This is a genomic window from Ornithinimicrobium cerasi (assembly GCF_003702705.1).
Lineage (GTDB): Bacteria > Actinomycetota > Actinomycetes > Actinomycetales > Dermatophilaceae > Ornithinicoccus > Ornithinicoccus cerasi.
This window is the reverse complement of the sequence record NZ_QZMN01000017.1, coordinates 15778-41120: the sequence shown is the minus strand read 5'-3', so window position 1 is coordinate 41120 and position 25343 is coordinate 15778. Positions and strand designations below refer to the sequence as shown.

General features: G+C 69.8%; 21 protein-coding genes. 15 read left to right on the top strand and 6 right to left on the bottom strand.

The genetic code is table 11. The annotated features are described in order from the left end of the window. Positions 1-24 precede the first annotated feature (24 nt). Positions 25-420, bottom strand: a complete 396-nt coding sequence (locus D4B81_RS16415) for a VOC family protein (protein WP_202613736.1) — start codon at positions 418-420, stop codon at positions 25-27. Between the two features lie 153 nt (positions 421-573). On the opposite strand from D4B81_RS16415, the gene D4B81_RS19360 reads away from it, so the two are divergent. The 8 genes from D4B81_RS19360 to D4B81_RS16380 all read left to right on the top strand — a co-directional run bounded on the left by D4B81_RS19360 (position 574) and on the right by D4B81_RS16380 (position 6359). Next, a complete protein-coding gene (locus tag D4B81_RS19360; RefSeq protein ID WP_202613735.1) occupies positions 574-1170 on the top strand; it encodes a P-loop nucleotide/nucleoside kinase family protein in 597 nt (198 codons plus the stop codon). A gap of 88 nt (positions 1171-1258) precedes the next feature. Further along, positions 1259-1441 (top strand): hypothetical protein, encoded by a 183-nt coding sequence (locus D4B81_RS19015; RefSeq protein ID WP_237566067.1) that lies wholly within the window; start codon positions 1259-1261, stop codon positions 1439-1441. Positions 1442-1464: 23 nt separating this feature from the next. Next, positions 1465-1830, top strand: a complete 366-nt coding sequence (locus D4B81_RS19010; RefSeq protein WP_237566066.1) for a mycothiol transferase — start codon at positions 1465-1467, stop codon at positions 1828-1830. A 316-nt stretch (positions 1831-2146) separates the two neighbouring features. After that, positions 2147-2929, top strand: a complete 783-nt coding sequence (locus D4B81_RS16400) for a ZIP family metal transporter (protein WP_202613734.1) — start codon at positions 2147-2149, stop codon at positions 2927-2929. A 582-nt stretch (positions 2930-3511) separates the two neighbouring features. Then, entirely contained in the window at positions 3512-4243 is a 732-nt protein-coding gene (locus D4B81_RS16395) for a hypothetical protein (RefSeq protein WP_122263758.1), read from the top strand. 62 nt (positions 4244-4305) lie between these two features. Next, complete coding sequence (locus D4B81_RS16390; protein ID WP_122263757.1) at positions 4306-4506, top strand: hypothetical protein; 201 nt, start codon at positions 4306-4308, stop codon at positions 4504-4506. Positions 4507-4637: 131 nt separating this feature from the next. Continuing rightward, positions 4638-5402: a DUF2382 domain-containing protein gene (locus D4B81_RS16385; protein WP_122263756.1), complete on the top strand. Its 765-nt coding sequence runs from the start codon at positions 4638-4640 to the stop codon at positions 5400-5402. 636 nt (positions 5403-6038) lie between these two features. Beyond that, on the top strand, positions 6039-6359 hold the full coding sequence (locus D4B81_RS16380) for a WhiB family transcriptional regulator (protein ID WP_237566065.1): 321 nt from the start codon (positions 6039-6041) through the stop codon (positions 6357-6359). A gap of 534 nt (positions 6360-6893) precedes the next feature. Here the strand turns inward: D4B81_RS16380 and D4B81_RS16370 are convergent. Next, on the bottom strand, positions 6894-7235 hold the full coding sequence (locus tag D4B81_RS16370) for a histone-like nucleoid-structuring protein Lsr2 (protein WP_161965237.1): 342 nt from the start codon (positions 7233-7235) through the stop codon (positions 6894-6896). Between the two features lie 841 nt (positions 7236-8076). Between D4B81_RS16370 and D4B81_RS19355 the strand changes: the two genes are divergently transcribed. Both D4B81_RS19355 and D4B81_RS18290 read left to right on the top strand, forming a co-directional pair. Beyond that, positions 8077-8310 (top strand): TIGR02391 family protein, encoded by a 234-nt coding sequence (locus D4B81_RS19355; RefSeq protein ID WP_161965236.1) that lies wholly within the window; start codon positions 8077-8079, stop codon positions 8308-8310. Between the two features lie 749 nt (positions 8311-9059). After that, positions 9060-9827, top strand: a complete 768-nt coding sequence (locus D4B81_RS18290) for a hypothetical protein (protein ID WP_161965235.1) — start codon at positions 9060-9062, stop codon at positions 9825-9827. Here the strand turns inward: D4B81_RS18290 and D4B81_RS16360 are convergent. From D4B81_RS16360 to D4B81_RS18285, 3 genes are all read right to left on the bottom strand, one after another. Beyond that, positions 9745-11295 carry a dynamin family protein gene (locus D4B81_RS16360; RefSeq protein ID WP_122263752.1) on the bottom strand — a complete coding sequence of 517 codons (1551 nt, stop codon included), beginning with the start codon at positions 11293-11295 and terminating at the stop codon, positions 9745-9747. The two genes, D4B81_RS18290 and D4B81_RS16360, sit on opposite strands and share 83 nt — an antisense overlap. Next, complete coding sequence (locus D4B81_RS16355) at positions 11292-13133, bottom strand: dynamin family protein (RefSeq protein ID WP_122263751.1); 1842 nt, start codon at positions 13131-13133, stop codon at positions 11292-11294. The genes D4B81_RS16360 and D4B81_RS16355 overlap by 4 nt, the downstream gene beginning before the upstream one ends. Positions 13134-13263: 130 nt before the next feature. Further along, a complete protein-coding gene (locus D4B81_RS18285; protein WP_161965234.1) occupies positions 13264-14634 on the bottom strand; it encodes an IniB N-terminal domain-containing protein in 1371 nt (456 codons plus the stop codon). A gap of 432 nt (positions 14635-15066) precedes the next feature. On the opposite strand from D4B81_RS18285, the gene D4B81_RS16350 reads away from it, so the two are divergent. From D4B81_RS16350 to D4B81_RS18585, 5 genes are all read left to right on the top strand, one after another. Further along, complete coding sequence (locus D4B81_RS16350; protein ID WP_161965233.1) at positions 15067-17052, top strand: Hsp70 family protein; 1986 nt, start codon at positions 15067-15069, stop codon at positions 17050-17052. Between the two features lie 10 nt (positions 17053-17062). Continuing rightward, positions 17063-19714, top strand: coding sequence for a helix-turn-helix transcriptional regulator (locus tag D4B81_RS16345; RefSeq protein ID WP_161965232.1), 2652 nt, complete (start codon positions 17063-17065; stop codon positions 19712-19714). Between the two features lie 538 nt (positions 19715-20252). Beyond that, the gene (locus tag D4B81_RS16340) at positions 20253-20618 is read left to right on the top strand and encodes a DUF732 domain-containing protein (protein ID WP_161965231.1); all 366 of its coding nucleotides are present in this window, start codon (positions 20253-20255) and stop codon (positions 20616-20618) included. Positions 20619-20782: 164 nt separating this feature from the next. Further along, positions 20783-21385 (top strand): DUF1990 family protein, encoded by a 603-nt coding sequence (locus D4B81_RS16335; RefSeq protein ID WP_122263747.1) that lies wholly within the window; start codon positions 20783-20785, stop codon positions 21383-21385. A gap of 114 nt (positions 21386-21499) precedes the next feature. Further along, entirely contained in the window at positions 21500-22930 is a 1431-nt protein-coding gene (locus tag D4B81_RS18585; protein WP_202613733.1) for an SDR family NAD(P)-dependent oxidoreductase, read from the top strand. A 49-nt stretch (positions 22931-22979) separates the two neighbouring features. Here D4B81_RS18585 and D4B81_RS16320 read toward each other — a convergent pair whose 3' ends face one another. Beyond that, complete coding sequence (locus D4B81_RS16320; protein ID WP_122263746.1) at positions 22980-24584, bottom strand: phytoene desaturase family protein; 1605 nt, start codon at positions 24582-24584, stop codon at positions 22980-22982. Positions 24585-25343: the final 759 nt, after the last annotated feature.

Genomic DNA, 25343 nt, shown 5'->3' with positions numbered 1-25343 from the left:
TCCTCGGTGCTGGCATGGTGCTCATCATCCTTTCCAGGATTCAGAGCCTCCATCAGACCCGGGGCGATTCAACCCGCTGAGCCCGGCGTTGTTGGCCCGCTTCCGAGGGCGGGTGATGCGCGGGTAGCCGGACAGTGGGACCTGGCCTTGTCGGGCCCGGAGGCCGTCGGTGAAGAGGCGGTACAGCTCGCCCGTATCGGGCACGAGGATCACGCAGGTGGAGTAGCTGGCATCCGGTTCCACGCCCGGCATCCCGTAGTAGTGCAGGTCGATCCCGCCCCGGTGCAGCGCGACGTAGGGGTTGGGCCGTAGCTGTCGGTAGGTTACCTCCAGCCCGAGCGTGGTCCAGAACGCCGCCATCTCGTCAATGTCGGCGCACGGCAGCAGGGCGATCATCCGGGCGTGCTGGGCGGGGTCCACAGGTTCACGGTAGTGCGGGTGCGGGTACCCAGGTTCGGAACGCCACCAGGCAGACCGATCGTCCCATCATCGCGACGATGAACGGTCCGGCCCGTCGCCGGTAACCCTTGCTGGCTCGACCCGAGCTTCACCGACGGCTGCTTGGATGGGACCGTGTCGGGAGAGGTTGAGACTGGAGCGGTGGAGCCCGCGGGTCGTCCGTGGTTGCTCGTGATCGCTGGCCGTCCTGGAACGGGGAAGACCACTCTGGCCAAGGGTCTTGCCTCCACTACGCGCGCGTGCTACTTACGCGTCGACGCGGTCGAGACCGCCCTGGGCCGCCTTCGCAACGACGTCGGGGCGGATGGGTACGTCGTCATCCACGAGCTCGCTGCTTCTAATCTCATGCTCGGAACCAATGTGATTGTCGACGCAGTGAACCCGGTACCCGAAGCCCGCGCCGGTTGGAGGTCCACCGCAGACGTGGCCGGGGCGAGACTCATCGTCATCGAGACGTCGTTGACGGATGAGGGTGAACACCGACGGAGGGTGGAGAACCGAACGCCCGACATCCCGGGCCAGCGTGTCCCTACGTGGCAGGACGTCCAGCACGACGGATGGGTGCCCTGGGACGTTCAGCGCGACGGTGCTCGGACCCTGATCGACACCGCAGACGACTCTGCAGCACTCAGCACTGCATTGACGCTGGTCCACGAAGGTATGCACGATCCCGCCGCCCGGAGGTGGGGCGCAGCCCTGTCGCGCCACTGACCGGCCGCCGAGTAGGGATCACATCCGGACGACCCGAACCATTACCGGTATCCGAACCTCTCTGAGTGGGGAGTCCTATGGTGGCTACATGGCGAGAACGTTCGGCTTCACGCCCGGCCAGCCACCGGAGTGGGACATCGACCGCTTCATGCACGGCGATGAGATCGACACGGCCGTGATCACGCTGGAACGGAACCGGCGCACGTTCGGGTGGAAGTGCGCTGACGTGGGTGCCGAAGGCCTGCGCTACGGCTCGGTGCGTCGCCGGTGACGCTGGGGGGCCTGCTCAAACACTTGGCCTGGGTCGAGGAGCTCTACTTCCAGGACCGGCTCGCCGGTCGCCAGTCCATGGCGCCGTTCGACCAGCTGAACCCCGAGAAGGACTGGGAAGACTGGCCCTGGAGCACGGCGGCCGGCGACACGCCCGATGCGCTGCGCACGCTCTGGGCTGACAGCGTGCACCGCTCCCGTGACGCCCTGACCGAGGCGCTGTCCAGCGGTGGACTGGAGCAGACAACCGTCAGCGAAATGAGCTTGCGCCGGTTGCTGGCGGACCTGATCGAGGAGTACGCCCGCCACACGGGTCACGCCGACCTGCTCCGCGAGCACGTCGACGGGGTCATCGGTGAGGGCCCTCCGCAGGACTTCCCCGTGCCCTGAGCCCAGACGGCTCGATGTCGGCGGGCTGCACGTCCCGAACTTCCGGAAGGATGAGGTCTGGCGATCCTCCGTACTTACAGCGTGGGATCGATGCCCACCCGTCCCGGTCTCGCCACAGGAACTGAAGCATCGGGTTCGCCGCGTGCGGTGTCAGCAAGGCCGCCAAACTGAGCGGCCTTCGGCCCCGGTGATCGAGGTAGTCCGGGCGCGGGTCGCGTTGAAGGTGCGGGCACGGCGCGATGGCGTGGAGGATGGCGGGGGTGCACCGCGTGACGTTGCAGGGTGCGCCGGCCGGGTGAGGATCGGAGGTGGCGAAGTGACGCAGGCCGTGCTGTTCGGACTGCTGGGTTCGAGTGCCCTGGTGTTGGGGGCGCTGGTCGGAGGACGCTTCCAGATCCCCAAGAAGGTACTGGCTGCGATGCTGGCGTTCGCCGCGGGGGCGCTGATCACCGCTCTGGCCTTCGAGCTTTTCGAGGATGCTCACGAGCAGGGCGGGCTGTGGCGTGCGGGGCTGGGTCTCATGGTCGGTGCGGTCGTCTTCACGTTCATCAGCGCCTGGCTGGACCGGGCCGCGGCTCCCGGCGGGGGTGACGGAGCAGGGGATGGGAGCGAGAAGCTGGACAAGGAGGCCGCGACCGAGGGAGAGCCGGCTGCAGCGTCGTCGGTGAAGGGTGCGGCCGGTCTGGCGCTGCTGGCCGCCGTGACGCTGGACGGGGTGCCGGAGAACGTCGCGCTCGGGGTGTCCCTTGGAGGGGGGACCGGAGGTGTCGCGCTTCTCGGCGCGATCTTCGTGTCCAACTTTCCCGAGGCCCTGGTGGGCAGCGCCTCGATGCGGGCGCAGGGCCGCTCTCAGGGGTTCGTCCTGTTGACCTGGACGTCGTGCGCGGTACTCCTGACTGTGGCGGTGGTTGTCGGCGCGGGCCCTCTGGCCAGCGCCGAGCCTGAGACCCTCTCGCTGCCGCTAGCGTTCGCGGCCGGTGCGGTGCTCGCCTCCCTGGCGGACACCCTCATGCCCGAGGCGTACGAGGAGGGCGGGCCCACGGTGGCGCTCGCCACCGCAGCGGGCTTCGTCCTGTCCTACCTGCTCGCCACGCTCTGAGACTCGTTGCCTGCCCGGGCCGGTGAGCACGTGGGTGCGGCTGCTGCCTCGCTTGGTGCGTGGCGCGCACCTGGATCCCCGTGGGTGATGGCCCCGGCGCTGCGACGGTCGTGTACTGGTCACTGGTCACGGTCTCGACAAGGTGGGATCGGTCAACCGTGGTCTGGGTGGAGCCGGCAGTGAGCGGCTGATGCGGGGGGACCTTGGCGCTCGCACGGTATTCCAACGCCGGCCGCTGTCGACATCGGCGATCTGTCGAGGCCGAGGGCAACACCCATGCGTGCGACCGCGGTTCGGTTCACTGTCACGGATGGGGTCCCCGTCCTAGCGGGAGCGCGGCGCAGGAAGGGCCCCTCGGACGAAAACCTGACGTCCGGGACGGGCTCACCGGCGCGACATCGAACAGCCGTCGTGGTCGCAGTCCGCATCACTGTGCGTACTCGATTCGGTCACACCCGAAAGGGTGTGGCATCCGGAAATGCACGCCCACTAGGTTCGGCTAGGGTTTAACAAAGACGCAACAAGCCTTGGGCAAACATTTTCCAGCTCGTACCTGACGCACCTCACCAGAAGGACATCCCTATGGACCGCACGACCACTTCCGACGACCGTCCGCGCCTGGGCGCGGGCCTGGAGGACGAAGGGGCCACCGCCGTCGAGTCACGCTCGGCGCACGAGGACCACAGCACGCAGGAGGCCTTCATCGGCACCGAGCGGGGCCGGTCTGTCTCGAACGTCTCCTGGGGCGCGATCTTCGCCGGCGTCGTGACCTTCCTTGCCCTGACCCTCCTGCTGAACATCGCGACGGCTGCCATGGGGCTGCAGGGAGCTTCCGGCTTCGCCGCCGGCATGTGGGGCGTCATCTCGCTGGCCCTCGCGCTGGCCGCGGCCGGTTACGTCGCCGGGGCCCTGGCCACCCGCGCCGGCCTGCTGCACGGCTTCCTCGCCTGGGCGACCTCGATGCTGGCGATCCTCGTGCTCGCCGGGTGGCTGGGCTCCAGCCTGCTCGGCGCCGTGGGCAGCATCGCCGGCACGGCCGCACAGACCGTGGCGCAGAGCGGCACGGTGTCCGGCCAGGACGTCGAGGAGGCAACCGGCGACGCCGAGGACGCCGTCTCGCAGGAAGACCTCGACCAGGCGCAGCAGGAGGTCGAGCAGGCCACCGACGACATCGCCGCGGGTGCTTGGTGGGCCTTCGCCGGTGCGCTTATCGGCGCGCTCATCGCTTCCTTCGCCGGCGCAGCCGGCGCCAGGAGCGTCATGAACCGTGACGGTGACGTCGTGGTCGAGCACCGTAGGCCCGCGCGCGGCTGACGCTGCGACCAAACCGTCCGAGTTTTCACCTCCGGACAACTGCATCGAAAGGACTCCTCATCATGGATTACGACCCGCACGCCCTGGCCGATGCCGAGAACCACCTGATTCAGGTGCTGCACACCTCGTCCCCGCCTCGTGACGCCGGCGAGTTCAACGTCACCGCGGCCGCGAAGGACTACCACGCCACCGCCGGCACCTGGGACATCGACCAGGCGGACCTGGACACGGTGGAGGAGCTGCTTGCCCGCCACGCCCGGTAGCCGCCGTCCGATGGCGCGTCAGCACATCAGCGGTCGGACGTGACGCCGCAGCACCACACCGGCCACCTGGTCGAAGGCCACTCCTGCTTCGCACCGCTACCCGTCTCATCAACCCCATCCAGAGGAGCACCATGAAGATCACCCGCGAGCACATCGACCAGCTCTCCACGGCCCAGGTCCTCGACCAGGACGGCGACACCGTGGGCAAGGTCGCCCAGGTCTACCTTGACGACCAGAGCGGCGTCCCCGCCTGGATCACCGTCAACACCGGCTTCTTCGGCGGCAACGAGACCTTCGTGCCGCTGGAGGGTGCGGACGTGGAGACCGACCGCGTGCGCGTCCCTTTCGACGGCAGCCACATCAAGGGCGCCCCCAATATGCGCGCCGACCACCATCTCAGCGAGTCCGAGCAGGAGGAGCTGTACCGCTACTACGGCCTGCAGGGTTCCGGCCCTGCCTACGTGGGGGCGGACCACGGGGCTGACGGTCGTGACCATGCAGGTTTCGACCGCGACCGCGGTGACGCAGAGGCACGGATGACCCTGCACGAGGAGCGCGTCAACGTCGGCACCGAGCGTGCCCAGACCGGGGGTGTGCGACTCCGCAAGCACGTCGTCACCGAGCAGAGGGACGTCACCGTACCCGTTGAGCGAGAGGAGTACGAGATCGTCCGTGAGCCCGTGACCGGCTCCGGCACGTCCGACCGCTCACAGATGGGCGATGACGAGATCGAGGTCGCCGTGCACGAGGAGCGGCCGGTGGTCAGCAAGCGCGTCGTCGCTACCGAGCAGGTCGGAGTCGACAAGAGGACCGTCACCCAGGAGCGCGCCGTCACCACCGACGTGTCCCACGAGGAGGTCGACGTCGTCGACGACCGCACGCCCGGACGTCGCTGAGCTTGGCCGGCGCAGGATCTGCGCCCGTCCGGACCGTCGGCCCGCTCCCCGCCCCGGGGGCGGGCCGACGGTTCTGCCCAGGCCATTCGAAGGGCACACGCACCAGCTCGGCACCAACCGGTCGCACACTCCTTATGGAGACCGGTCACCGCCTCCACCGCAAGGTGACCTAAGCCGGACTGCGCTGCCTCCGCACCAACCACCACAACCGCTGAGGAACACCATCGAAGACCGACAGGGCACAAATCATCGACCTCCTGGAATACGAAGGGGAGCAGGACAAGGCGGCCCGGGCGCAGTCGGACCTGTCCGACCAGGTCGACACCCAGCAGGACTCGGGCCTGCTAGCCAAGCTCGGCGTCAAACCCACGAACCTGCTGAGCAAGCCGCCCGGTGGTGGCCGAGGAGGCCTCTTAGGTTGAGCCTGGCTATGGCAGACCAGACTGTCGCCACGAACGGCGTGAGGGTCACTGGCCGCTGTGGGCACACTTCTGGCCAGCAGGGGCTCGCCGGGAGTGGATCGACGTGCGGTACGGCAGGACACCCACGAGCGTGTCGTCATCGACCCGGGGCCCATCACCGCTCGGGGAGAGACCCGCGGGCGGGCGTGTTCACAGGACCAACTAAGGAGCTGCGGTGAGTGCTGTACCAGTACCGATCGCCAGACTGTGGGAGTGGCAGCAGCAGGGTCTGTGCCGCACGATGAACCCGGAGGTGTTCTTCCATCCAGAGGGCGAACGAGGTCCATCCCGCCGGTGGAGGGACCAGCGCGCCATCGCCGTTTGCCAGGCGTGCCCCGTCCTCGCAGAGTGCCGCGAGCACGCACTTCGGGTGCGTGAGCCCTACGGGGTCTGGGGCGGTCTCACCGAGGACGACCGCGAGGCCCTCCTGCAGCTCGAGTCCGAGGCAACACATGACTCAGCTGAGGCGCTGGCGCGCGACGACCTGCCCGCCTGACGCCACCCTGACCGGTTCGCCAACGACGCACCGGCTGACAATCGCCCGGTGTGAGAGCGTGGTGATCTGTTGGACTTCCTCGGCCCTACCTCCAGCCCGAGCGAACGGCGACCGATCCTGATTTGCCGCGCTCTGGGCGGGCCGCCTGCCGCCAGTGGCGGGTGCGACGGTTGGTCGCATGTGATCACCCCAGGGATGACGCACCCGAGTCATGTGCTCCGCGGCAGTCAGGTCGTCATCCACCTCGACGGCCGGCAGTCCCATCGAGTCGGCCTCGATCCTCAGCTGTTCGGTGAACAGCTGGTCGCGCTCCAAGATGTTCGCCAACGCTCGTTCCGGGTTGCTGGTCCTGGCTGCGATCTGCAAACAGCGTTCCACGTACGGCGAACGCCTTTCGCCGGAACGCGGGGGAGGGCAGCCAGACGGTCTGGGCTCCCGCTGCACCCGAGCACGCCATTAAGGGTGAACCTCTGGCTGCTGCTGGAGACCGGCAATCCCCAGCAGCGGTGGCTACCCGGCGTTGCTGTTGGGTGCTCAGGACTTGTGGGCGGCGTCCCACTGCTCGATCAGGTTCTGGGGGAGCCTGCCGCGCTTGGGGTACTCGATACCCTGCGCGTCCAGCCACGACTTGATATTCCTGGTCTGGGAGGGGTCACGACGGGTGGTGCTGCCGGGTCCGGACTGGCGACGTCCGCCGACGCGACGGCCGGCGTCGACGTACTTTTGGATGGTGTTTGCGAAGTCGTCGGCCTCCTTCTGGGAGAGGTCGATCTCGAAGACACTGCCGAGGAAGCCGAACGTGACGGTCTGACCGTCCTCGCCGAGTTCTTTCCCGGACAGGTCCGAGACAAGGATGGTCTGCACCTTCTGCGCCACTATGGCTCCTACACGTCTGGATCAATGAGTCGCTGCATTCTACGCGGGATTGACGACCCGAGCAGGATGGTGAGATATCAGCCTGCTTCGAACGCATCCGCAGTGGGCTATCTCGCCCTGGCGACGCAGGACTGATCCGCCGCGTGGGTCAGTCTGTCCCAGCGGTGACACGTCTCGCCAGGTTGTTGATCGTCGCACGACCTCGAAGATCGCCGACCACGTCAGGGTTGAGACGTAATGGCAACTCGTGCAGGTACTGGCTGAGGCGCCTCATCGGCGCCGCGCGCCCGAGCTATGCCGCATCCTCGAGCTGCTTGGGATACCTTTCCGACGTGGACATCGAGTGGTCTCTCGCGACAGGCTGGTGAAGTATCTAGAGCTCGCCAGTGCGTGCAACGATGCCGTCCCAGCAGGCGAGTACTGGAATGAACGGGCCAGCGCGTTTTAACGAAGAGGCCATTGAGCTGCTGCCCACTGTGACCCGGATCCTCGAGGCCCTTGGGGCCCCGCCGAAAGAGCCGCTCCTTCCGCCGGAGTACTCCTCATGTCCGACTGCGCGACTCGTGCGTCAGGGACTGGGCATCCTTCGTGACCGAGAGGAATGGGAGGTTCGACTCGAGACGGACCGGCCCGAGGCACCGGTGCTGATGCTGACAGGCTGCACCCATGGACTTTGGCGCGCAGCGAGCTAGTTCTGGGAGGCCAGACAGCCTGCCGCGGCCGTCGAGTACGGAGCGAAGTCGCTCATCGCCCACATTCAACAGAAGTCCGGTTCGAAGCTCGCGGACCGTGAACTCGCAGCGGATGTCTTTCGTCGAAACCTCACCTGAGCAGGTCGCGGTTGTGGCTTCCAGGCAACCGGGGGGCAGACACCTGGCGATCCAGACAGGATGGGCTGCGCCACCTGGCTATCGGAGCCCTCGCCGGCATCAGGAACGTCGTGGCTCATGCGGTGGACCCGCGGTGGTCCGAGTGGGAGGCCCTGGAGTACCCGGCGATTCTCTCCACGGTCGCCCGCTGGGCTGACGAGTCGGCGCGGGTGCACCCAGACCGTAGCCAGGACGCGGCGGACTGACGCGCGAAAGTCCGCGAGAGCTTTTGGTCTTCAGTTTTGGGATAGTTGCGGGCTTTCGGCCCCTGGGCGATGCGACAGGGTCAGCGAGCTGGCGTGGGAAAATGATGATGGACGTGCGTGCGCCGGTGAGCGCGACATAAAGGTCGTTGACCTCAGCGTGGTTACTTGCGTGGGCAATAATCACGTTGTCGTACTCAAGCCCTTTCACCAGAACGTGTGGGAGATGATGCCGTCGGCGTGCGCGTGCTGCCCCGGCATGACGTAGAGTCGCGTGCCTTGGCCCGCCGTGTGCAGCAGTCCCAATTGTCGCGGTGACGACCTTGGCCGTGCGCTGGTGCGCGCGGCCAGTGGTGCGCATCTTGGCAGTGCGGCGGCCGTGCGACTGGCTAGGACACACCAGATTCCGCGCGGCCAACGACCGCTGGGCGCCGTTGTGGCGCCCAGGGACGCCTTCACCACGTCCGGACATCGGACGTGACAGCGACGTAACGATCGTGCGCCTTGAGTTGGCGGGGCCGAAGTGCCCAGGACGCAGAGCGCTCGGGTACGGGATTGGGTGCCTTCTCAATTTGCGACAACCGACCGTCATCGCGACGACGAACGATCCGGCCCGTCGTCGCAGCCCTCGCGGGGCACCTGTTGACCAGGTCGCGGTGCGGGGGGGTGCGGATGGTGAGGCCCACCCGTCATCCTGCCAGAGGCGTGCCGGATCGGCGCTACGCTGCCGTGGTCCGACCAGAGGGGGACACATGACGACACCCGCACCCCGCGGACCCGAGCACGATGCCCGGGCAAGCGCTGCCCCGCCCGAGCGAGCTGAGTATGACGGCGACGTCGAGGACCTGGCGAGGTCGGTCGGCGAGGCTGGGGGCGACGACCCGGCGACTCCCCGCAGCGAGTACGAGGATGCCGCCGGACCGGTGACCGTGGCCCGTCCGGCCCGGCCGCCGGTCGAGCCCGGCCGCACGCCACCACGGCTGAGGCCACCGGACCCGCCGTGGGCCCTGAGAGCGTCCGCCAGGACCTGGCGGCTGACGGCCGTGGCGCTCGGTCTGGCTGTGGGGCTGTCGTTCTTCGACCTCCCCGCTCGCAAGGCCCGGCTGCATGCGCTCGTCGTCGAACGGGCCGACGGCCTGCCCCCGGACGACGTCAACCTGGCGACGAACATCGTGCTCTTCGGCGGGGTGCTCACGTGGGGGCTCCTGGCGGTGCTGGCCCTGGTCGTCGGTGCCAGGATGCGCCGGCCGTCCCTCGCCCCGAGGATGCTTGGCCTGCTGCTGCTCCTCGTCCTGCTCGTGGTGCTGGGGGTGACCGCGATGGCGCTCACCAGCGGTGACGGGTTGGCACTGGCGGCACGTGTCCTGCTCGGTATTGCCGGGGCCACCGGCACCGCCGCGACCCTGCTGGGCCTATTCCCCGGGACGTTGCGCTGGGTCAGGACCCACCGAGCTGGAGGAGCAACGCATCCAGCGACCGGACTGCAGACAGAGCCAACCCCACCGACTCGCGGTCGCTGAGCGGGTCGGCCGCGACCCACCGCCACCGTTCCGAGGCTGCCATAGCCGCGTCGAGCTGCTTCTCGCGAGACGCCGAGGGGGCCAGGCCGAGTCGCTCGGAGGGAGCCGAGCCGTGCATCCCGAGGAGGCGCTCCGCCTCCGTCCGCAGCACGTCCTCCAGCGCGCCCGCCGCACCACGACGGAGCCGGGCGGCCCACTCGAGCTCGGTGATCGCATGGTCACCTGCGCGCAGAGCGTCGGCGCGCTCGGCCAGGTCTGCTGCCTCGTCCCGGGGGTGCTCGGCAAGGACCTGCTCGAGCCCGGCGAGGGCCGACCGCGTCTTGAGCGCTCCGGCCCGCTGACCCAGCTGGGTCGTCAGGGCGGACGTCAACGGCCCGAGGCCGCTGCGGCGGCTGAGCTCCTTGGCCAGCGCTGTCGCGTCGAGCCCCGGACCCCGGAGCAGGGCCGAGGCCAGCCGCACCCCGTAGAAGCCGAGGCGCGCGAGCAGCTCGGCGCGCAGCGCGGGAGAGGCCACCTCCAGCTCGTCCACGGACTGGGTGCCGAACCGGTCTGCGGAGGCCAGCAGGCTCTCCCGCCTGGCCGGCGGCAGCATCGCGATCTCGCGCAGCGCGTCGAAGTCGACCTGCCGGAGGGCGTGCGCGCCCTCTGCCAGCAGGCCGGCGACCGGCAGCACGTCCAGGGCCATCGCCCGCACCCTCGGGTCGTGCGCGTAGCGCCGGGCGACGTCGGAGGCGGAGACCATCGCGTCGATGCGACCACCGCCGATCTCGTCGGCGCGGGAGAGCACGGCGAGCGTGCCCACCGCACTGGCGTCGCCGACGGTCGCCTCCCGGAACGCCTCGAGGAGCTCGGCGTCGCTGGTGTGCAGGTGACGCATGAGGTACACGACCGCGTCGACCTCGGGCGCTCCCAGCTCCGGCGTCAGCGCCTCGGTGGTGCGTTCACTTACCTCGGTGGACAACGACGCGAGACCCGGGGTGTCGATGACGGTCATGCGGGTCAGCGCCGGGCTGGGCCAGGTCACCTCGATCCGGGCGACCTCCCGCAGGTCGTGGCCGCCGGTGTCGAGCTGGAGCCTGCCACGAACCCGGCGCACCGGCTGGCGCGCGGCAGTGCCGTCCCGGAGGCGGACCGTCACGTCGGGCACCTCCCCGTGGCGGTACCAGGTCACGATCCTGGTGCACTCACCGGTGTCCGTGGGCGCCAGCTCCTCACCAACGATGGCGTTAAGAAGCGTGGACTTGCCGGCCTTGATGCGGCCGGCCAGCGCGACGCGCAGGGGCTCCTGCAGCCGACGGCGCAACCGCTCCACCGCCTCGCTAGCTGCTGGGTCATCCGCATACAGGTGGGCGGCCTCCCGCAGCAGGTCCTCGGCGGTCGTCCCGCGGGTGCCGGCGGTGGTCTCGTCGACCCTCACGGACACCGTTCCGTCCTGCGGGGGGAGGGGCGGTGCGGAGGTGGTGGTCACGAAGCAGCCTGTGCTGCGGCGGTGGGAGCACCGAGTGTGTCCACCTCGCGGCGGAGCCGGATCACGGTGGTGCGGTCGGTGGCGATGGCGGCCAGGCGCGTGATGCGCTGCTTCTCGTCCGCCTTGGCCGCACCCTGCGCGCTGGCGACCGACTCACCGATGCTCCGTAACAGGTCCTCGGCGGTCGCGGCGTAGTGGTCGCGGACCTGGCGTTGCGTGTGCCGGAGCCTGTCCCGCAGCACCTTGGAGCTCTGGAACACCACCTCGTCCAGCTGCTTGCGCACGAGGGTGCGGGCCTCGGCCTGCCTGCGGGCGAGGCGGTTCTCCTTGTCTTCGCGGAATGCCCGTGCGCCGAGCAGGATCCCGGCGCCGATCGAGATGGGGTTGATGAGCGCCAGCCCGGCCAGCGACGTGAGGATGCCGAACATGAGCACGCCGCCGTAGGACCCCTTCATGCCGATGATGACCTTGCCGCCAAGGGTGGTCTCGTTGAGGTCGAGGTCCCCCATGGGGCGTATCCGATCACCCAGGCTGGTCGTGTCGGCTAGCCGGAGCTGGGGGAGCGTCTCGGCGCTCGCCTCCTCGAAGTGCTCGGCCACCCGTGTCAGGAGCCACTCGGCGTTCTGCTCGGCCCAGGTGAAGGTGTCGGCCAGGGCGGACGCGGTGGACTCCTCCAGCCAGGCGACGAACTCCGACCAGGCGTGCCCGGGGTCGCCCTCGTCGATGATCCGCTCGGCCTCCGCCTGCACGACTCGGATGCGCTCGCGCAGGTCGTGGTCCAGGTCGGCGTTGAGATCGGCCACCCCGTCGTTGAGCGTCTGCTGCCACTTGGCGCTGCGCTTCTTCAGCTCCTCTGCACGGGTCCGTGCCAGCGCTAGCTCAGCGACGACGGCAGGCAGGTGCTCGGGGGAGGACAGGACCCGGTGCTCGGAGTCGAGGCTCGAGGACAGCGCGGCAAGAACCGCGTTGAGGTCGTGGCGCACCGAGCGGCGCGCGAGCTCCTCGCGGCGGGTCACGACGGAGCGCCGCAGAAAGCCGACCAGCTCGGGAAAACCCGACTCGGCGTTGAGGTCCGCGTCCTTGCTGCGGGCGGCCAGTAGTCGCAGCTGGGAGGAGACCGCCAGCTGCGAGAGCTTCAGCCCGGCGTCGCGCAGCCGGGCGGCGTTGAGCTGCTGGACGCGACGCCACTGCCCGTGCAGGTCGGTCTTGGTCAGCACCAGCGCGACATGCGGGCAGGCGGCCAGCGCCTGCCTGATGACCTCCACCTCGGGCCCGGTCAGCTCCTGGGATGCGTCGGTGACGACGAGCACGGCGTGCGCCGAGGGCAGCACCGCCCGGGTGGCCGCGCTGTGCGCTGAGCCGGGCCCGCCCAGCCCGGGGGTGTCGACGAGGGTCAACCCGTCGCGGAGCAGCTGGCGCGGCAGGCCGGCCTCGGCGGCGACCAGGCGGGACCCGTCCTTGTCCTCGATGACCCGGTCCTGCCCAGGGAGCGAGATGCGGGCCGCCAGCATCGCGACGTCCACCACCTCGCGGCGAGGCTCCTCCTCGGTGATCGCGCCCGGTGCGGCCCACAGCACGGCAGCCGTCGGCTGCTCGGCGTAGCTGACCGTAAGTGGGACGCTCGTGGCGATGTCGTCGTGCACCGGGCACACCGGAGCACCGACCAGCGCGTTGACGAGCTGGCTCTTGCCCTGCTTGAACTCACCGACCACCAGCACCCGGACGTCGGAGGACTGCCAGCGCCCCGTGGCCGCCTCCAGGCGCATCACGAGGTCGGTCCGCTCGCGTCGGCGGCACAGCTCCGCACACCGCTCGATGACCTCGACCGGGTCGTCCATGAAGCACCTTCCCCGCGACGACTGTTGTCCCCGAGTGTTCCACACGGGCCCGACACGGAACGGCCCCGACGTCCTGAGGACGCCGGGGCCGTTCCGTGCCGTGTTTGCGGAACGGGCTCCGCCGGGCGGATCAGCCGAGGAGCGGGAGCTCTACGGTGAGCTCGTTGTCGTTGAACGACTCCTCGACCTCGAGGTCGATGGAGTTGTCCACCGACGCGTCGGTGTTGAAGGAGTCCTCGACCTCGACGTCCACCTCCACGTCCGTGTTGAACGAGTCCTCGACCGAGTTGTCGGTGTTGAAGGAGTCCTCGACCTCGACGTCGATCGAGTTGTCGGTGTTGAAGGAGTCCTCGACCTCGACGTCGATCGAGTTGTCGGTGTTGAAAGAGTCCTCGACCTCGACCGAGTTGTCCGTGTTGAAGGAGTCCTCGATCTCGACGTCCACGTCCGTGTTGACGGAGTTGTCCGAGTTGTCGTTGAACGAGTCCTCGACCTCGACGTCCAGGTTGGTGGAGTTGTCGGTGTTGAACGAGTCCTCGATCTCGACGTCCACGTCCGTGTTGGTGGAGTTGTCGTTGGTGGAGTTGTCGTTGAACGAGTCGTTGACGGAGTTGTCCGTCCAGGAGTTGTCCGAGTTGTCGTTGAACGCGTCCTCGATCTCGACGTCGATCTCGACGTCGGTGTCGTTGTCCTCGTTGTAGGAGTCCACGATCGTGGTCGAGTTGTCCGAGTTGTCGGAGTTGTCCACCGAGTTGTCGACCGAGTTGTCGACCTCAAGGTCGTCGCCGGCGGCGTGGGCGCCGTCGCCGGAGGCCACCACGGACTCGTTGTCGAACATCTGCGTCACGTCGCCGCCGGCCCAGATGTTCTGGTTCACAGACTGGTCCACGATGGTGTCGCGGTCGTCGATGTTGGTCGTGTACGAGTAGTTGTTGACGATCTTGGTGATCTGCTCGACCACGTTGGACGACTCGTCGTGCACCTCGACCTTGGCCTTCGAGGTGGCCTCTGCAGCTGCCGCCGGTGCAGCAGGAGCGTAGTGGCCGCCGCCGCCGTGGCCGCCGCCGTGGCCGCCGCCGTGACCGCCGCCGCCGTGGCCGCCGCCGCCGTGGCCGCCCCTGTCGTCGTCGCAGTCGCCGTGGCCGCCGCCGTGGCCGCCGCCGCCGTGGCCACCGCCGGCATACCCGCCGTGCGCCCCGGCGCCAGACTCCGCGTAGGCGGTGTCAGCGTCGTCGAGGGTGGCCCCGCCGACAGAGGTGTTGTTGTCGCCGTAGGAAGCCCAGTTGCCACCGGTGTTGTACTCACGGGCGAAGTCACCGCCGGTGAAGCTCACCGAGGAGAAGTCAAGGAGGAGCGGCAGGATGGCGTCGAGGTCCTCGGCGCTGATGTCCTCGAGGCCGGCATCGGTGAGCGCCGCCTCCGGGTCCGCCTCGAAGGCGGCCCTGGCCTCCGGGTCACGCAACAGGTTGAGGATGAAGTCGAGCAGCGAGGTAGCGAGCATCGAAGTGCCTTCCGTCTGACGGTAGTGTGAGAGGCGGGAACGCCTGACGACGACGTTAGACACTCGGCCGGTCCCCCACGACGGGGAGAACTCCCCTACGTTGTCCGGGGGGAGTGGGGGATTGGCCAGGCCGCCCATAGGGGGGGGGCGGGGATCGCAGGGCAAGTCGGTCGTTCACCCTGAGCGAGCTGATGAGCACTGCTACGGTTCTTGGACAGGCATGTCTAGCTGATCGGCTTGGGGTATCACATGGGGATCGTCGTCATTGACATCGGGAACGCGCGCGTCAAGGTGTGCGGAAGGGATGCTGACACCGGGGCAGAGGTCCGGCGCGTCGCGTCCAGCGGTGTCTGGGTCGGGCCCGGGCACGAGAACCTGCGGGGTGGAGCCCAGGCTGAGGTGGCTGCCCTTGAGGCTCCTGAGCACAGGGTCGTGGGGTGGGTCGACCGGCTCGGTGACGAGGTGCCTTTCCACACGGCGGGGGGCAGGTTGACCTTGCCCCAGCTGCTGCGCAGCGTGCTGCTCGCACCGCTGTCGGAGGTCGTCGAGGAGCTCGGCGGCCGCCTCGACCGGCTGGGTGTGCTGACGCCCGACGAATGGCCAGCAGCCAGGGCACGGCGCGTGCGCGCCTCGATCCAGGAGGCCCTGCGCCCGGAGCATGATGAGGTCGCTGTGGATCTCGTGCGGCACGGCGAGGGACTGCAGCGCAGGCTGGGCGCGCCGGGAGCTGCACCGGTCCTGGTGATCGACGTCGGCGTCCGCGCCGTCCGTGCCCAGCTGCTCGGTGTCGCGACGCCTCCGGGCGCCGTGAGCGGAGAGGGTTCGCCGGGGCGGAACGGTGCGGGCGGCAGTCGTGCCGGCCGACGCCCGGCCATCGCTGCCGGGTTCGGTGGGGACCTCCTGGACGATCGCGTGCTCCGGCACGTGCTCACGCAGGTGCCCCCGGCCCTGCGTGCCGCGAGCGGCTCCGACGAGGCGCGGGTGGAGCTGGCCCGTATCCGCGCAGAGTGCAGCCGCGCCCGTCACGCGCTGTCGAGCGAGACCGAGACGACGGTGCCGGTGCACCTGGTTGGTGCGGGCGGTGACATCCGTCTCGTCCGGTCCGAGCTGGAGGCGTTGCTGGACGACGACCTCCGTCGCATTCTCGATGCGGGCCAGCGGGCGGTGGAGTCCGGTGGGGGCTCGGTCGGACGCGTCCTCCTCATCGGTGGGTGCTCCCGCACCCCGCGGCTCGTGCAGCTTGCCTCTGCACGCTGGTCCAGCCCCGTCGACCGGCCGGAGGACCCGGAATGCTACGCACTGCTCGGCGCCCTCGACGTGGTCACGGACGCGTGGGTGCGCGAGGCCGAGTCCGTTGACCGCCAGCCCCACCACGCGGTCGCGGCCGCTGGCAGCACGGCCGTCGGAGTCTCCACCCTGGCGGCGGCCGCCGTCGGTAGCCGCCGGACCGGGCATGGTGCCAGCCCGGCGGCGAACCCCGCCGATGTCGTGATTGACGAGCACGAGCACGCCGGGTCGCCGGCGTGGATGTCGGCCGGCGGCGGGGGCGAGCACTTGGTCGGTTCTGGCCCGCACCGTCGAGCTCATCCGGCTCTGGTCGGCGCGGCCCTTGTGGTTGCGCTCACCGGCGTCTCCGGAGCTGCCATGGCACTCCTCCCCGACATGGACGCCAATGCCGGGCCGTCCCGCATCGTCACGCAGACGACGACCGAGACCGTCACGCTGGGGGGCGCCGGCGCCGGTCAGGCCCTACTGGTGCCTTGGGCACCCGGCGCGGGGACACGTCCTGCAGCCGATAGCGTGCAGTCCGAATCAGGCCCGATGCCTGCGCCTGTACGTGTGCTGCCCGGTGCCCCGGTTGCGCACCCCGGTGTGGCTCCGGACACCCTGGCTGGGGTGTCGGTCGACTCGGGGGTGGCGGGTGGCCAGATCGCCGATCCGTCGCCCGCCCGTGCTCGGTCGGCCGACGGCACGCAGAAGGCGTCCGGTGCCACGGCTGCGGGGGATCCCTCAACGCCCGACACGTCTTCCACCCAGCCGACGTCCTCAGGGCGCCCGCCCTCCACCCCGCCGTCGACCGCCCCGTCGGTGACCCCGCCGCAGCCCGGGCCTTCGACCCCGGCCCCCGGCGACCCTGCGCCGACTAACCCCGTCGTCGAGCCGGTACCCGACCCCACCACCCCCGAACCGGTGCCCGACCCCACCACGCCCGACCCGGTGCCCGACCCCACCACCCCCGACCCGGCACCGACGAACCCCGACAACCAGGACCCGGGGCCGTCCGGTCCCGACCCGGGCGACCCGGCTCCTCCGGACCCCGGGGCCGGCAGCACCGGCGGGGACCAAGAGCCTGGTGAACCTACGCCGACCGACCCCCAAGACGGCGGTGGGGGGACGGACCCGGGAACGGTCCCGTGACGAGGTCGTCGTGAGGACGTCATACGCCCGGTTGCGGGACACCGCAACCAGCGACGTGGTGCCCCTGGAGGTGGTGGCGCGCCTCGTGGAGCACCTCGACCGCCGACACGGCCACGCCGTGCTCAGCGGTGCCCGGGGCTCCGGTCTCAGCACGGCGCTCGGATGTTGCGTCGCACAGCTCCGCGCACGGGGCCACCGGGTGCATGTCCTGCCCGCGCACGTCGCTGACACTGGGGACGAGGCACGGTGGCCGGAGCTGTCGCCGGGTGACGTCCTGGCGGTCGACGTACGCCACCACCACCATGTGGAGTTCGTCGAGCGGGCGGTCGGCGCTGCATCTGCCACCGGCGCTCAGGTGCTGCTCGTCGCCCGGACGGGGCCCGAGTGGGACCCGGTGCAGGATGTCGTCCGCACTCACGGCGGGTACACGTTCGTACTCCGTCCCTGGAGCGTGCACCAGGTGAGCCAAGCTCTCGAGGCAAGAGGTCTGCGCACGCGAGATGCTGCGGAGGTAACGACGCTGACCGGGGGGCTGCCGTGGTTGCTGCAATACGTCGGATCACGCCCCGAGGACGGCTCGCCAGAGGAAAGGGCCGACGCCGACGGGCCCTCATCAGGCGGCATCGGGGTGTCGGTGCTCGGGCTGCTCGACGGCTGCAGCTCCTCGGTGGCCGATGCCGCTCTCGCGCTCGCCGTGGGCTACCCCGCTGGCGGCCGGCCAGCTCTCCCGGGTGCGGCTGCCGACGACGCACCAGCCCAGGACCGACTGATCCGCTCGGTGGAGGCGGCCGGATTCCTGGGCTCTGACGGGACGTTGCCCCCGCTCCTGCGCGACTGTTTGCTGAACCACGCGCCTGCCCACCGGGTGCAGCGCTGGCGCGAGCAGCTGGTCGAGGACCTGATCCGTTCGGACCAGGAACTGGGGGCGTGGGCCAGGGACCTGGTCCGCCAGGGGGTACGCGACCCGAGGGTGGTCGATGCGTTCGTCGACCAGGTGAAGGCACTCACTGCGATCACGCTGGCGGACGGACCTATCAACGACGGGTTGCGGGCGCCCGGCCTTGCGGAGGGCGGTCGCGAGGAGCTTCGGGAGGCTGCCCGGTTGTTGCGCGCCGTGCTCGGTGCTGGCGGTCAGGACGATGCAGTGCGCCTCGAGCTGTGCCGTCTGGCGCTGTGCGACGGTGACCCGACCAGGGCCGCGCGGGAGCTCGACCTCCTGCTCGCCGCGGGCGGTCCGCTGGCCCCGGAGGGCATCCTCGCGCTCGGCCTCGAGGTCATCCAGGCCGTGGACCTGCCGCACCGGGCGGCCGGCCTGATCAGGTGGGTCCAGCATCGCGAGCCGGCGGCGGCGGACCATCCCGGCGTCGCGCTGAGCCGGTATGCCGCAGGCGACCTCCGCGCTGGGGATGCTTCGGTGGAGCGAGCCGCCGAGGTTGCCGACCCCACGGCGTCCGCGACGATGCTCCTGGCGCGGGGTGTGCGCACCAGCTTGCACCACGACCCAGAGGCGGCCCTTCCGGAGTTCATGCTCGCTGTCGCTGCCGCCCGGAGCACAGGGGCCCCGCCTGCACTCGCAGACAGCCCGGCAGCGATGGTCGCGTTGTGGGGCCTGCACGCCGGTGATCTGCACCTGGTCGAGTCGGTCGCCGATGCTGCGCTGCGGGACGGTGGCCTCGGACCGCTGGTCCGGACGAGACTCCGGGTCCTCCAGGCCTTTGCCCTGATGCAAGGCGGTCGGCTGGTCGAGGCGGCCGAGGCGCTCGACGACCTGTCACACCTGGCCCCCCGGGAGGAGCTGTGGGTGAGTGCGCTCCAGGTCGGTATCGCCCGGCGTGCCGACGACCCGGCGCGTCTGCGCCGGGCCTGGACGGCCGCGCGCGAGACGACGCTTGGGCACCCGGTCAGCCTCTGGCAGCTGCTGCCTCTCGCCGAGCTCGGGCTGGCCGCGGCTCGTCTGCGCGAGTTCGACCTTGTTCGGCCACAGTGGCAGCAGGCTGCCCGCCTGCTGGCCGGTCTCCGCGAGCCGGTGCTGTGGTCCACGCCCTTCCACTGGTACGGCGTGCAGATCGCGCTGCAGCGGGACGAGCCGTCCGCCGCGGCACCTCATGCTGCCGCTCTCGTGCGGGCAGCGCAGGAGTGGAAGGTCGCCGCGGTCGTGTCCTCCGCGGGCCGAGCGTGGGTCCAGGTCCGCGCCCGCAACGTGCGCGTGGACGAGATCGAGCAGGCCGCCCGATCACTGTCGCAGATCGGCCAGCCGTGGGAGGCGGCGCGGCTAGCGTCCCACGGGGCGGCTGCTGCCACCGTGCGGCGTGACAGCGCCCGACTGCTCGAATGTGCGCGAGAACTGCGGCCTCAGCTCGCGGCCCCGGCAGACGCCGGCGCGGCACGTGCGCGTGACGGGGTGCGCGGTGGACGCCCGCATGACGAACAGCGCGTGGCGCTGCAGCTGACTGAGAGGGAGCGGCAAGTGGCAGAGCTGCTCGTTGCCGGACGCACGTACAAGCAGGTGGGGGACATCCTTTACCTGTCACCAAAGACGGTCGAGCACCACGTAGCGCGCATCCGAAGACGCAGCGGTGCGTCCTCACGCACCGAGCTCTTCGGCCTCCTCGAGTCCGTGGTGGGGCAGCGCTCCACCGGGGAGCCGGCGGAACCCTCGTGACCGGTCCGGTGCGGCACCGGCCACCTGGGTGCCGCGGCATACCTCCCCCCAGAGCCGCGCCCCGAGGACGTCGAGGGCTTCGCCTCGCTGCACGTGCGCGTCTGGCCCGAGACCTGCCGCGGGCTCACCGTCGAGAAGGTGGTCGACTGGCTCGGTCGAGACCTTCCGCCCGCTGGGGTACTCCCTTGCCCGGCTCGACGCCCAGGGGTCCGTCGCCGACGAGGGCCGTGTGGTCCGGGTCGCTCTGTTGGGAGAAGTCCTCCCGCTGCGCAACGACCTCGTCCTGGGTCGAGGAGGTGGGCTTTGCACTGCGCGCGCCCGCTCCGAGAAGGGCACCACACCTGGGGGGTGTACGAGCGCGCAACGTGGCGCACCCGGTGGATTCAGGCGCCCCATGCGGCTTGCGACCTGCACCCGCGCATCTGATAGGCATGGACCCATGACTCGGGGGATCTCCATCATTCCGGCACTGACCGCCTGCGCCCTCCTGCTGGGCGCATGTGCCGGCGGTCGGGGAGACGTCGTCGAGGCGACCACCGTGAACCAGGCTGCAGTCGACCAGGTCGCCGAATCGTCCGCGGCACCCCTGCCCGCCGACGACGCCGCGGTGACTACTGTCGCCGGCTCCCCGGAGGAGCGCTACCTGGCGAGCGTTCGCCGGATGGCCGCGGCGGAGGGCAAGCCCGACGAGCAGCTGCTCTTCATCGGTAACGACGTCTGCACCAAGCTCGACGAGGGCACCACGATCGGCGAGTTGGCGCTGCGCGCCCAGACGGTTGAGGGGACGGACGAGCAGGAGCTGGCGGCCTCCCAGATCGTGGTGGCGATCTACACGCTCTGCCCGGAGCAGCTCCCCGCGCTGGCCGAGTTCACCGAGGAGCAGGCGGCGGAGCAGACCAACTGACCCCCGGCTGGGCGGTGGACGACGCCCTGTCCCGGAGGCGAGGACGGTGGCCCACGCGCGTGCCGGATCGTCCGGCTGCGCGCGTCGGCGTTGGGACCCTCGGCCGGGCGCCTGTCACGGAAGCCGGGCCGAGGAGCGGTGTGCGCTCTTCGGCGGGTGCGGATATGGGTGCCGTGTCGACCCAGGCGGCCGCTGGGGGCGTGGGGGGTCAGTTAGACCAGCATAATGTTCCGGTGTCGGTATCTCGCCTGGATGAGGCGGAGGCGGCTGCCCTGCGGGCGGTTCCGTTCTCCTACGCTCCGGTCGGTGTCGTGGCTGGTGCGCCACCGCGTGGCTTCCGACGCTTCGAGCGGTCGACCGTCTTGGGTCGCCGGGACTTTGCCGTGACCGCCCAGGCACTGCTGGGCGGCCGGATGCACAGCGCGGCCGGCCTGACGGTGCAACTGTCAGACGACCCGTTGCAGGTCGGGTCAGTGGTCCTGCTGCGGTTGGGTTGGGGTGTCCTGTCCTTGCGGATCCCTTGCCGGGTGGTGGACGTCATCGACGAGCCGCACCGCAAAGGTTTCAGCTACGGCACCCTGCCCGGCCACCCGGAGGCCGGCGAGGAACGGTTCCTCCTCGAGCAGCGCCGTGATGGTCGCCTGATCCTCACGATCACCGCGTGCTCCAGGCCCGCCACGACGACGGCACGGCTGGCCGGACCGCTGGGGCGGGTCGCGCAGTCACTGATTACCCGCCGCTACCTGAGAGCCATGGACTACGGCTGAGCAGCAGCGATGATGATGGGCAGCGTGGGCTGGTCCGTCGGGTCGTAGCGCGGCAGCCGTGCACGGTGCTGGATGGAGGGGCACCCGACCGGGCGAACCTCCAGACTGTGGAGCATGACCCACACCGTCAGGACAGTGCTCGTCACCGGTGCATCCAGCGGCATCGGACGTGCCACGGCCCTGCAGCTCGCCGAGGAGGGTGTCAACGTGGTTCTTCTCTCACGGTCGGGGGACGTCCTGCAGACCGTGCGGAAGGAGTGCGAGGATCGCGGGGCAAGGGCTCTGGTCAGCGTGACGGACGTGCGGGACGAGGAGGCGCTGGATGCTGCGTTCGACGCGGCTCGCCGGGTCTTCGGCGCGCTCGATGGTGTGGTGCACTCTGCTGCGGTCCTGGCGTATGGACGGTTCGAGGACGTGCCGGCCGAGGTTTTCAACAGGTGCGTGGAGACGACACTGACCGGCACCGCGAACGTCGCCCGGCGCACCCTGCGGGAGTTCGCGGCGACGGGCGGTGGGAGCCTGGTCGTCGTCGGTTCGCTGCTGGGCAAGATCAGTACGCCGTACATGAGCTCCTACGTCGCACCGAAGTGGGGAGTCCATGGCCTGGTGCGGACCCTGCAGATCGAGGCCCGCAGCACGGCGGGCGTGAGGGTGAGTCTGGTCTCGCCCGGGAGCGTGAACACCCCCGTCTACCTGCAGGCAGGGACGTACCTGCACCGTCACGGTCGCCCACCACCCCCGGTCGACCCCCCGGAGAAGGTGGCCCGCGCCGTTGTCCGAGCACTCAGGGTGCCGCGTCGAGAGGCGTCCGTCGGACTGGCCAACCACCTCACGGTCGCGGGGTTCCGGCTGGCGCCTGCGGTCTTCGACCTCGTGGTGACACCGCTCATGCGTGTGGGCGGGCTTGGCCGAGGGCAGGTGGAGAACTCACCCGGCAACGTCCTGGGGCCGCTGCCTGGAGGGGAGGCGGTCCATGGGAAGTGGGGTCGACCCCTTACGCGCGGTAACGGGCGCGCCGGGGCCGGGCCGGAGGCCGTCACCGTCGGCACACCACCTGTCCAGGCCATGACGGACAGCAGCGATGGAGTCGTGACTGTGACGCGGGAGGTGCAGGCGCCCAGACAGGCGGTCTGGGACGTGCTGTCCGACGGGTGGTCCTATGCGACCTGGGTGGTGGGCGCGGCCCGCGTACGTGACGTCGACGTGGCCTGGCCCGCGGAGGGCGCATGCATCCATCACTCCTTCGGCCTGTGGCCGGCACTGCTCAACGACACGACGAGGGTGGAGGCCTCCACCGAGCCCTCCAGCCTGGTGATGACGGCGCGTGGCTGGCCCGTCGGCGAGGCTCGGGTCGTCATCTCGATCACCCCCCGCGGAGAGGACGCCTGCACGATCAGGATCGAGGAGGACGCCACCAAGGGTCCGGGGAGGATGATCGCCCGGCCGGTCCGTCAGCTCGGGATCGGCCCGCGCAACGTCGAGGCGCTGAGGCGGCTGGCCCTCCTGGCCGAGGGGCGGTTCCGCAGCGGCGAGACGAGCGCCTGACACATTGGTCCCAGGTCGCCGCACTCCCATCGGGAATGCGCCCGCCCCCTCACCCGCGGGGCAGGAGCCGGTCCCATGCGGTGCGCGTGAGCGCACGCCGCACCCCGCCCGTGAGTCGGCCGTTAGCCCGGAGTGCAGCGCGTGCGGCATTCCATCCCGGCGCGCCGTGGACACCACCACCGGGGTGCGCGGACGCGCTTGCGAGGTAGAGGCCGGGCACGGGCGTCTCCGGACGACCAAGTCCTGGGGTAGGTCGGAAGATGAGTTGCTGGTGAAGACTTGAGGTGCCGGCGTTGACCGCACCTGACACCAGGTTCGCGTCCGCGCGCTCCAGGTCCGCGGGGGACTGCACGTGGCGGGACAAACGGGTGTCCTGGAAGCCTGGTGCGACCCGCTCGACGGATCCCTCGATCCGCGACACGTGCTCAGCGAGCCGAGCACCGGTCCAGTCGATCCCGTGCGGGACGTGCGTGTAGGCCCACGCCGACTCCGTGCCCGCCGGAGAACGTGTCGGGTCGGAGGTCGTCATCTGGCCGAACAGGACGAACGGTCGTTGCGGCGTGCGACCGACCGACAGGTCAGCGGCGAAGTCGACGAAGCCGTCGGAGTCGACCCCCAGGTGCACGGTGCCAGCACCACGAGTGCCTTCATGGCGCCACGGGACCGGCCGGTCCAGCGCCCAGTTCACCTTGATCGTCGGGTTGTCCCATTGGAAACGGTCAAGGTCGCGATGGAGGCGCGAGGGCAGGATGTGGCCGGCCAGCAGGTCGCGGTAGAGCGATGGCGCCGGCACGTCGGCCAGGACGCCGCGTCGGGATCGGATCACCGTCCCGTCCGCGCACCGCACGCCCGACGCCCGCCCGTTGTCCACGATCACCGCGCTCACCACGGTGCCTGTCCGGATCAGGGCTCCCTTGCTCTCAGCCCGTCGCCTCAGGGCGTTCGCAAGTTCCCCCGCACCACCCTGCGGCACCGGGAACCCCACGTCCTGCCCCAGCATGGTGAGCAGCCACCCGAGCATGCCGCTGCCAGCCGAGTCCGGAGGAACGTCGCTGTGCATGGCGTTGCCGGTGAGGAGCAACCCAGGCCCTTGACCGGCAAAATGTTCCTGACCGAGGCGCCGCACCGGCAGCACCGCAAGACGGGCAAAGTCGAGGGTGTCGCCAGCGCCGAGGCGGCGAAGCATGCGGGCGGCGGAGACGACCGGCGGGAAGGGGGTGAACAGTGCATCAAGCAGGGGGTCCCGGACACGGTCCCAACCGGACACCAGCTCCAGCCACGCCTCACCGTCTCCGGCGGCGTCGTTGTCGAACTCAGCGGCCGTGTCCTCGGCGCGGTCGTGAAGGAGGGCTGCGTACCCGTCGTCCAGGGCGTGCGCCAGCACCCGTGGCGCCTTGCGCCAGACCAGACCGTGCTGCTCCAGGTGCAGATCACGCATGATCGGGCTGGCTGCGGCCAACGGGTAGAACGCGCTGAACAGGTCGTTGACGAACCCCGGTGCCGTCACCTGCGCACTGCGGACGGCGCCACCGACCTGGTCGTTGGCCTCGACCAGCACCACGTCCCACCCGGCATCCACCAACGCGTTGGCTGCGACCAGACCATTGGGTCCCGCGCCGACGACCACCGCATCCACCACGTCCACTGAGGTCATCGACGCCAGCCCTCCAGATCTTCTCGCCTTACGCGAACCCCTTAGCGGGATGCGACTGCTCGCTCAGGTCTCATGCTGCCACCCCCGGCCGAGGACCTGTCGGACGCCGCAGAGGGCGACGGGGTCACGATCAAGTTCGGCGCGGACTACCCTCTGGACGCTACCCCGCCGCCGGTGACCGCGGGAGGTGGACCGTGCACAAGTGAGCCAGAGTGCCCATCGGGCCTGTCAACGGACTGGCATACGCCGCAAGGCTCATCGTCGCAGGTCAGGACTGTGAGGGTGTATTCCCCGCCGCCTCGACTCACGCTGTGCATTGTCAGGCCTTATCGCCGAAGTTTTGCAACGGCGCGACTCGCAGGCATGCGATGGGGTCATGATGGCTGCGGACGAAGTAACCGAAGTGCATGGTTCCATCGAACGTTCTGGCCATGGAGGTCACAAGATGGTGCCTCCCGGGGTGGTGGGCAACTCGCGCGGCAGAGAACCCGGATGGGCCAGCGCGGGCGCTGCTCGTGGATTGAGTCCTAGCGAGGGCGCGCGCGCGTACCTACGACACCAGGGGCGGACTGAAGAAGGCGGCGGATCTTGGCGATGGGGGAGTGGCGCCAGCACGAGGGGCGGACGCCGCCCGCTGCATGTAAGACCCGCGGGGCCATAACGAGTCGGACTACCAACCTCCTGGCCGTCTCCCCGGTGGCGATGTCGTGACCGTCGTCACGCCGCCACGGGTCGGATAACCAACGAGTGCCGCCCGGC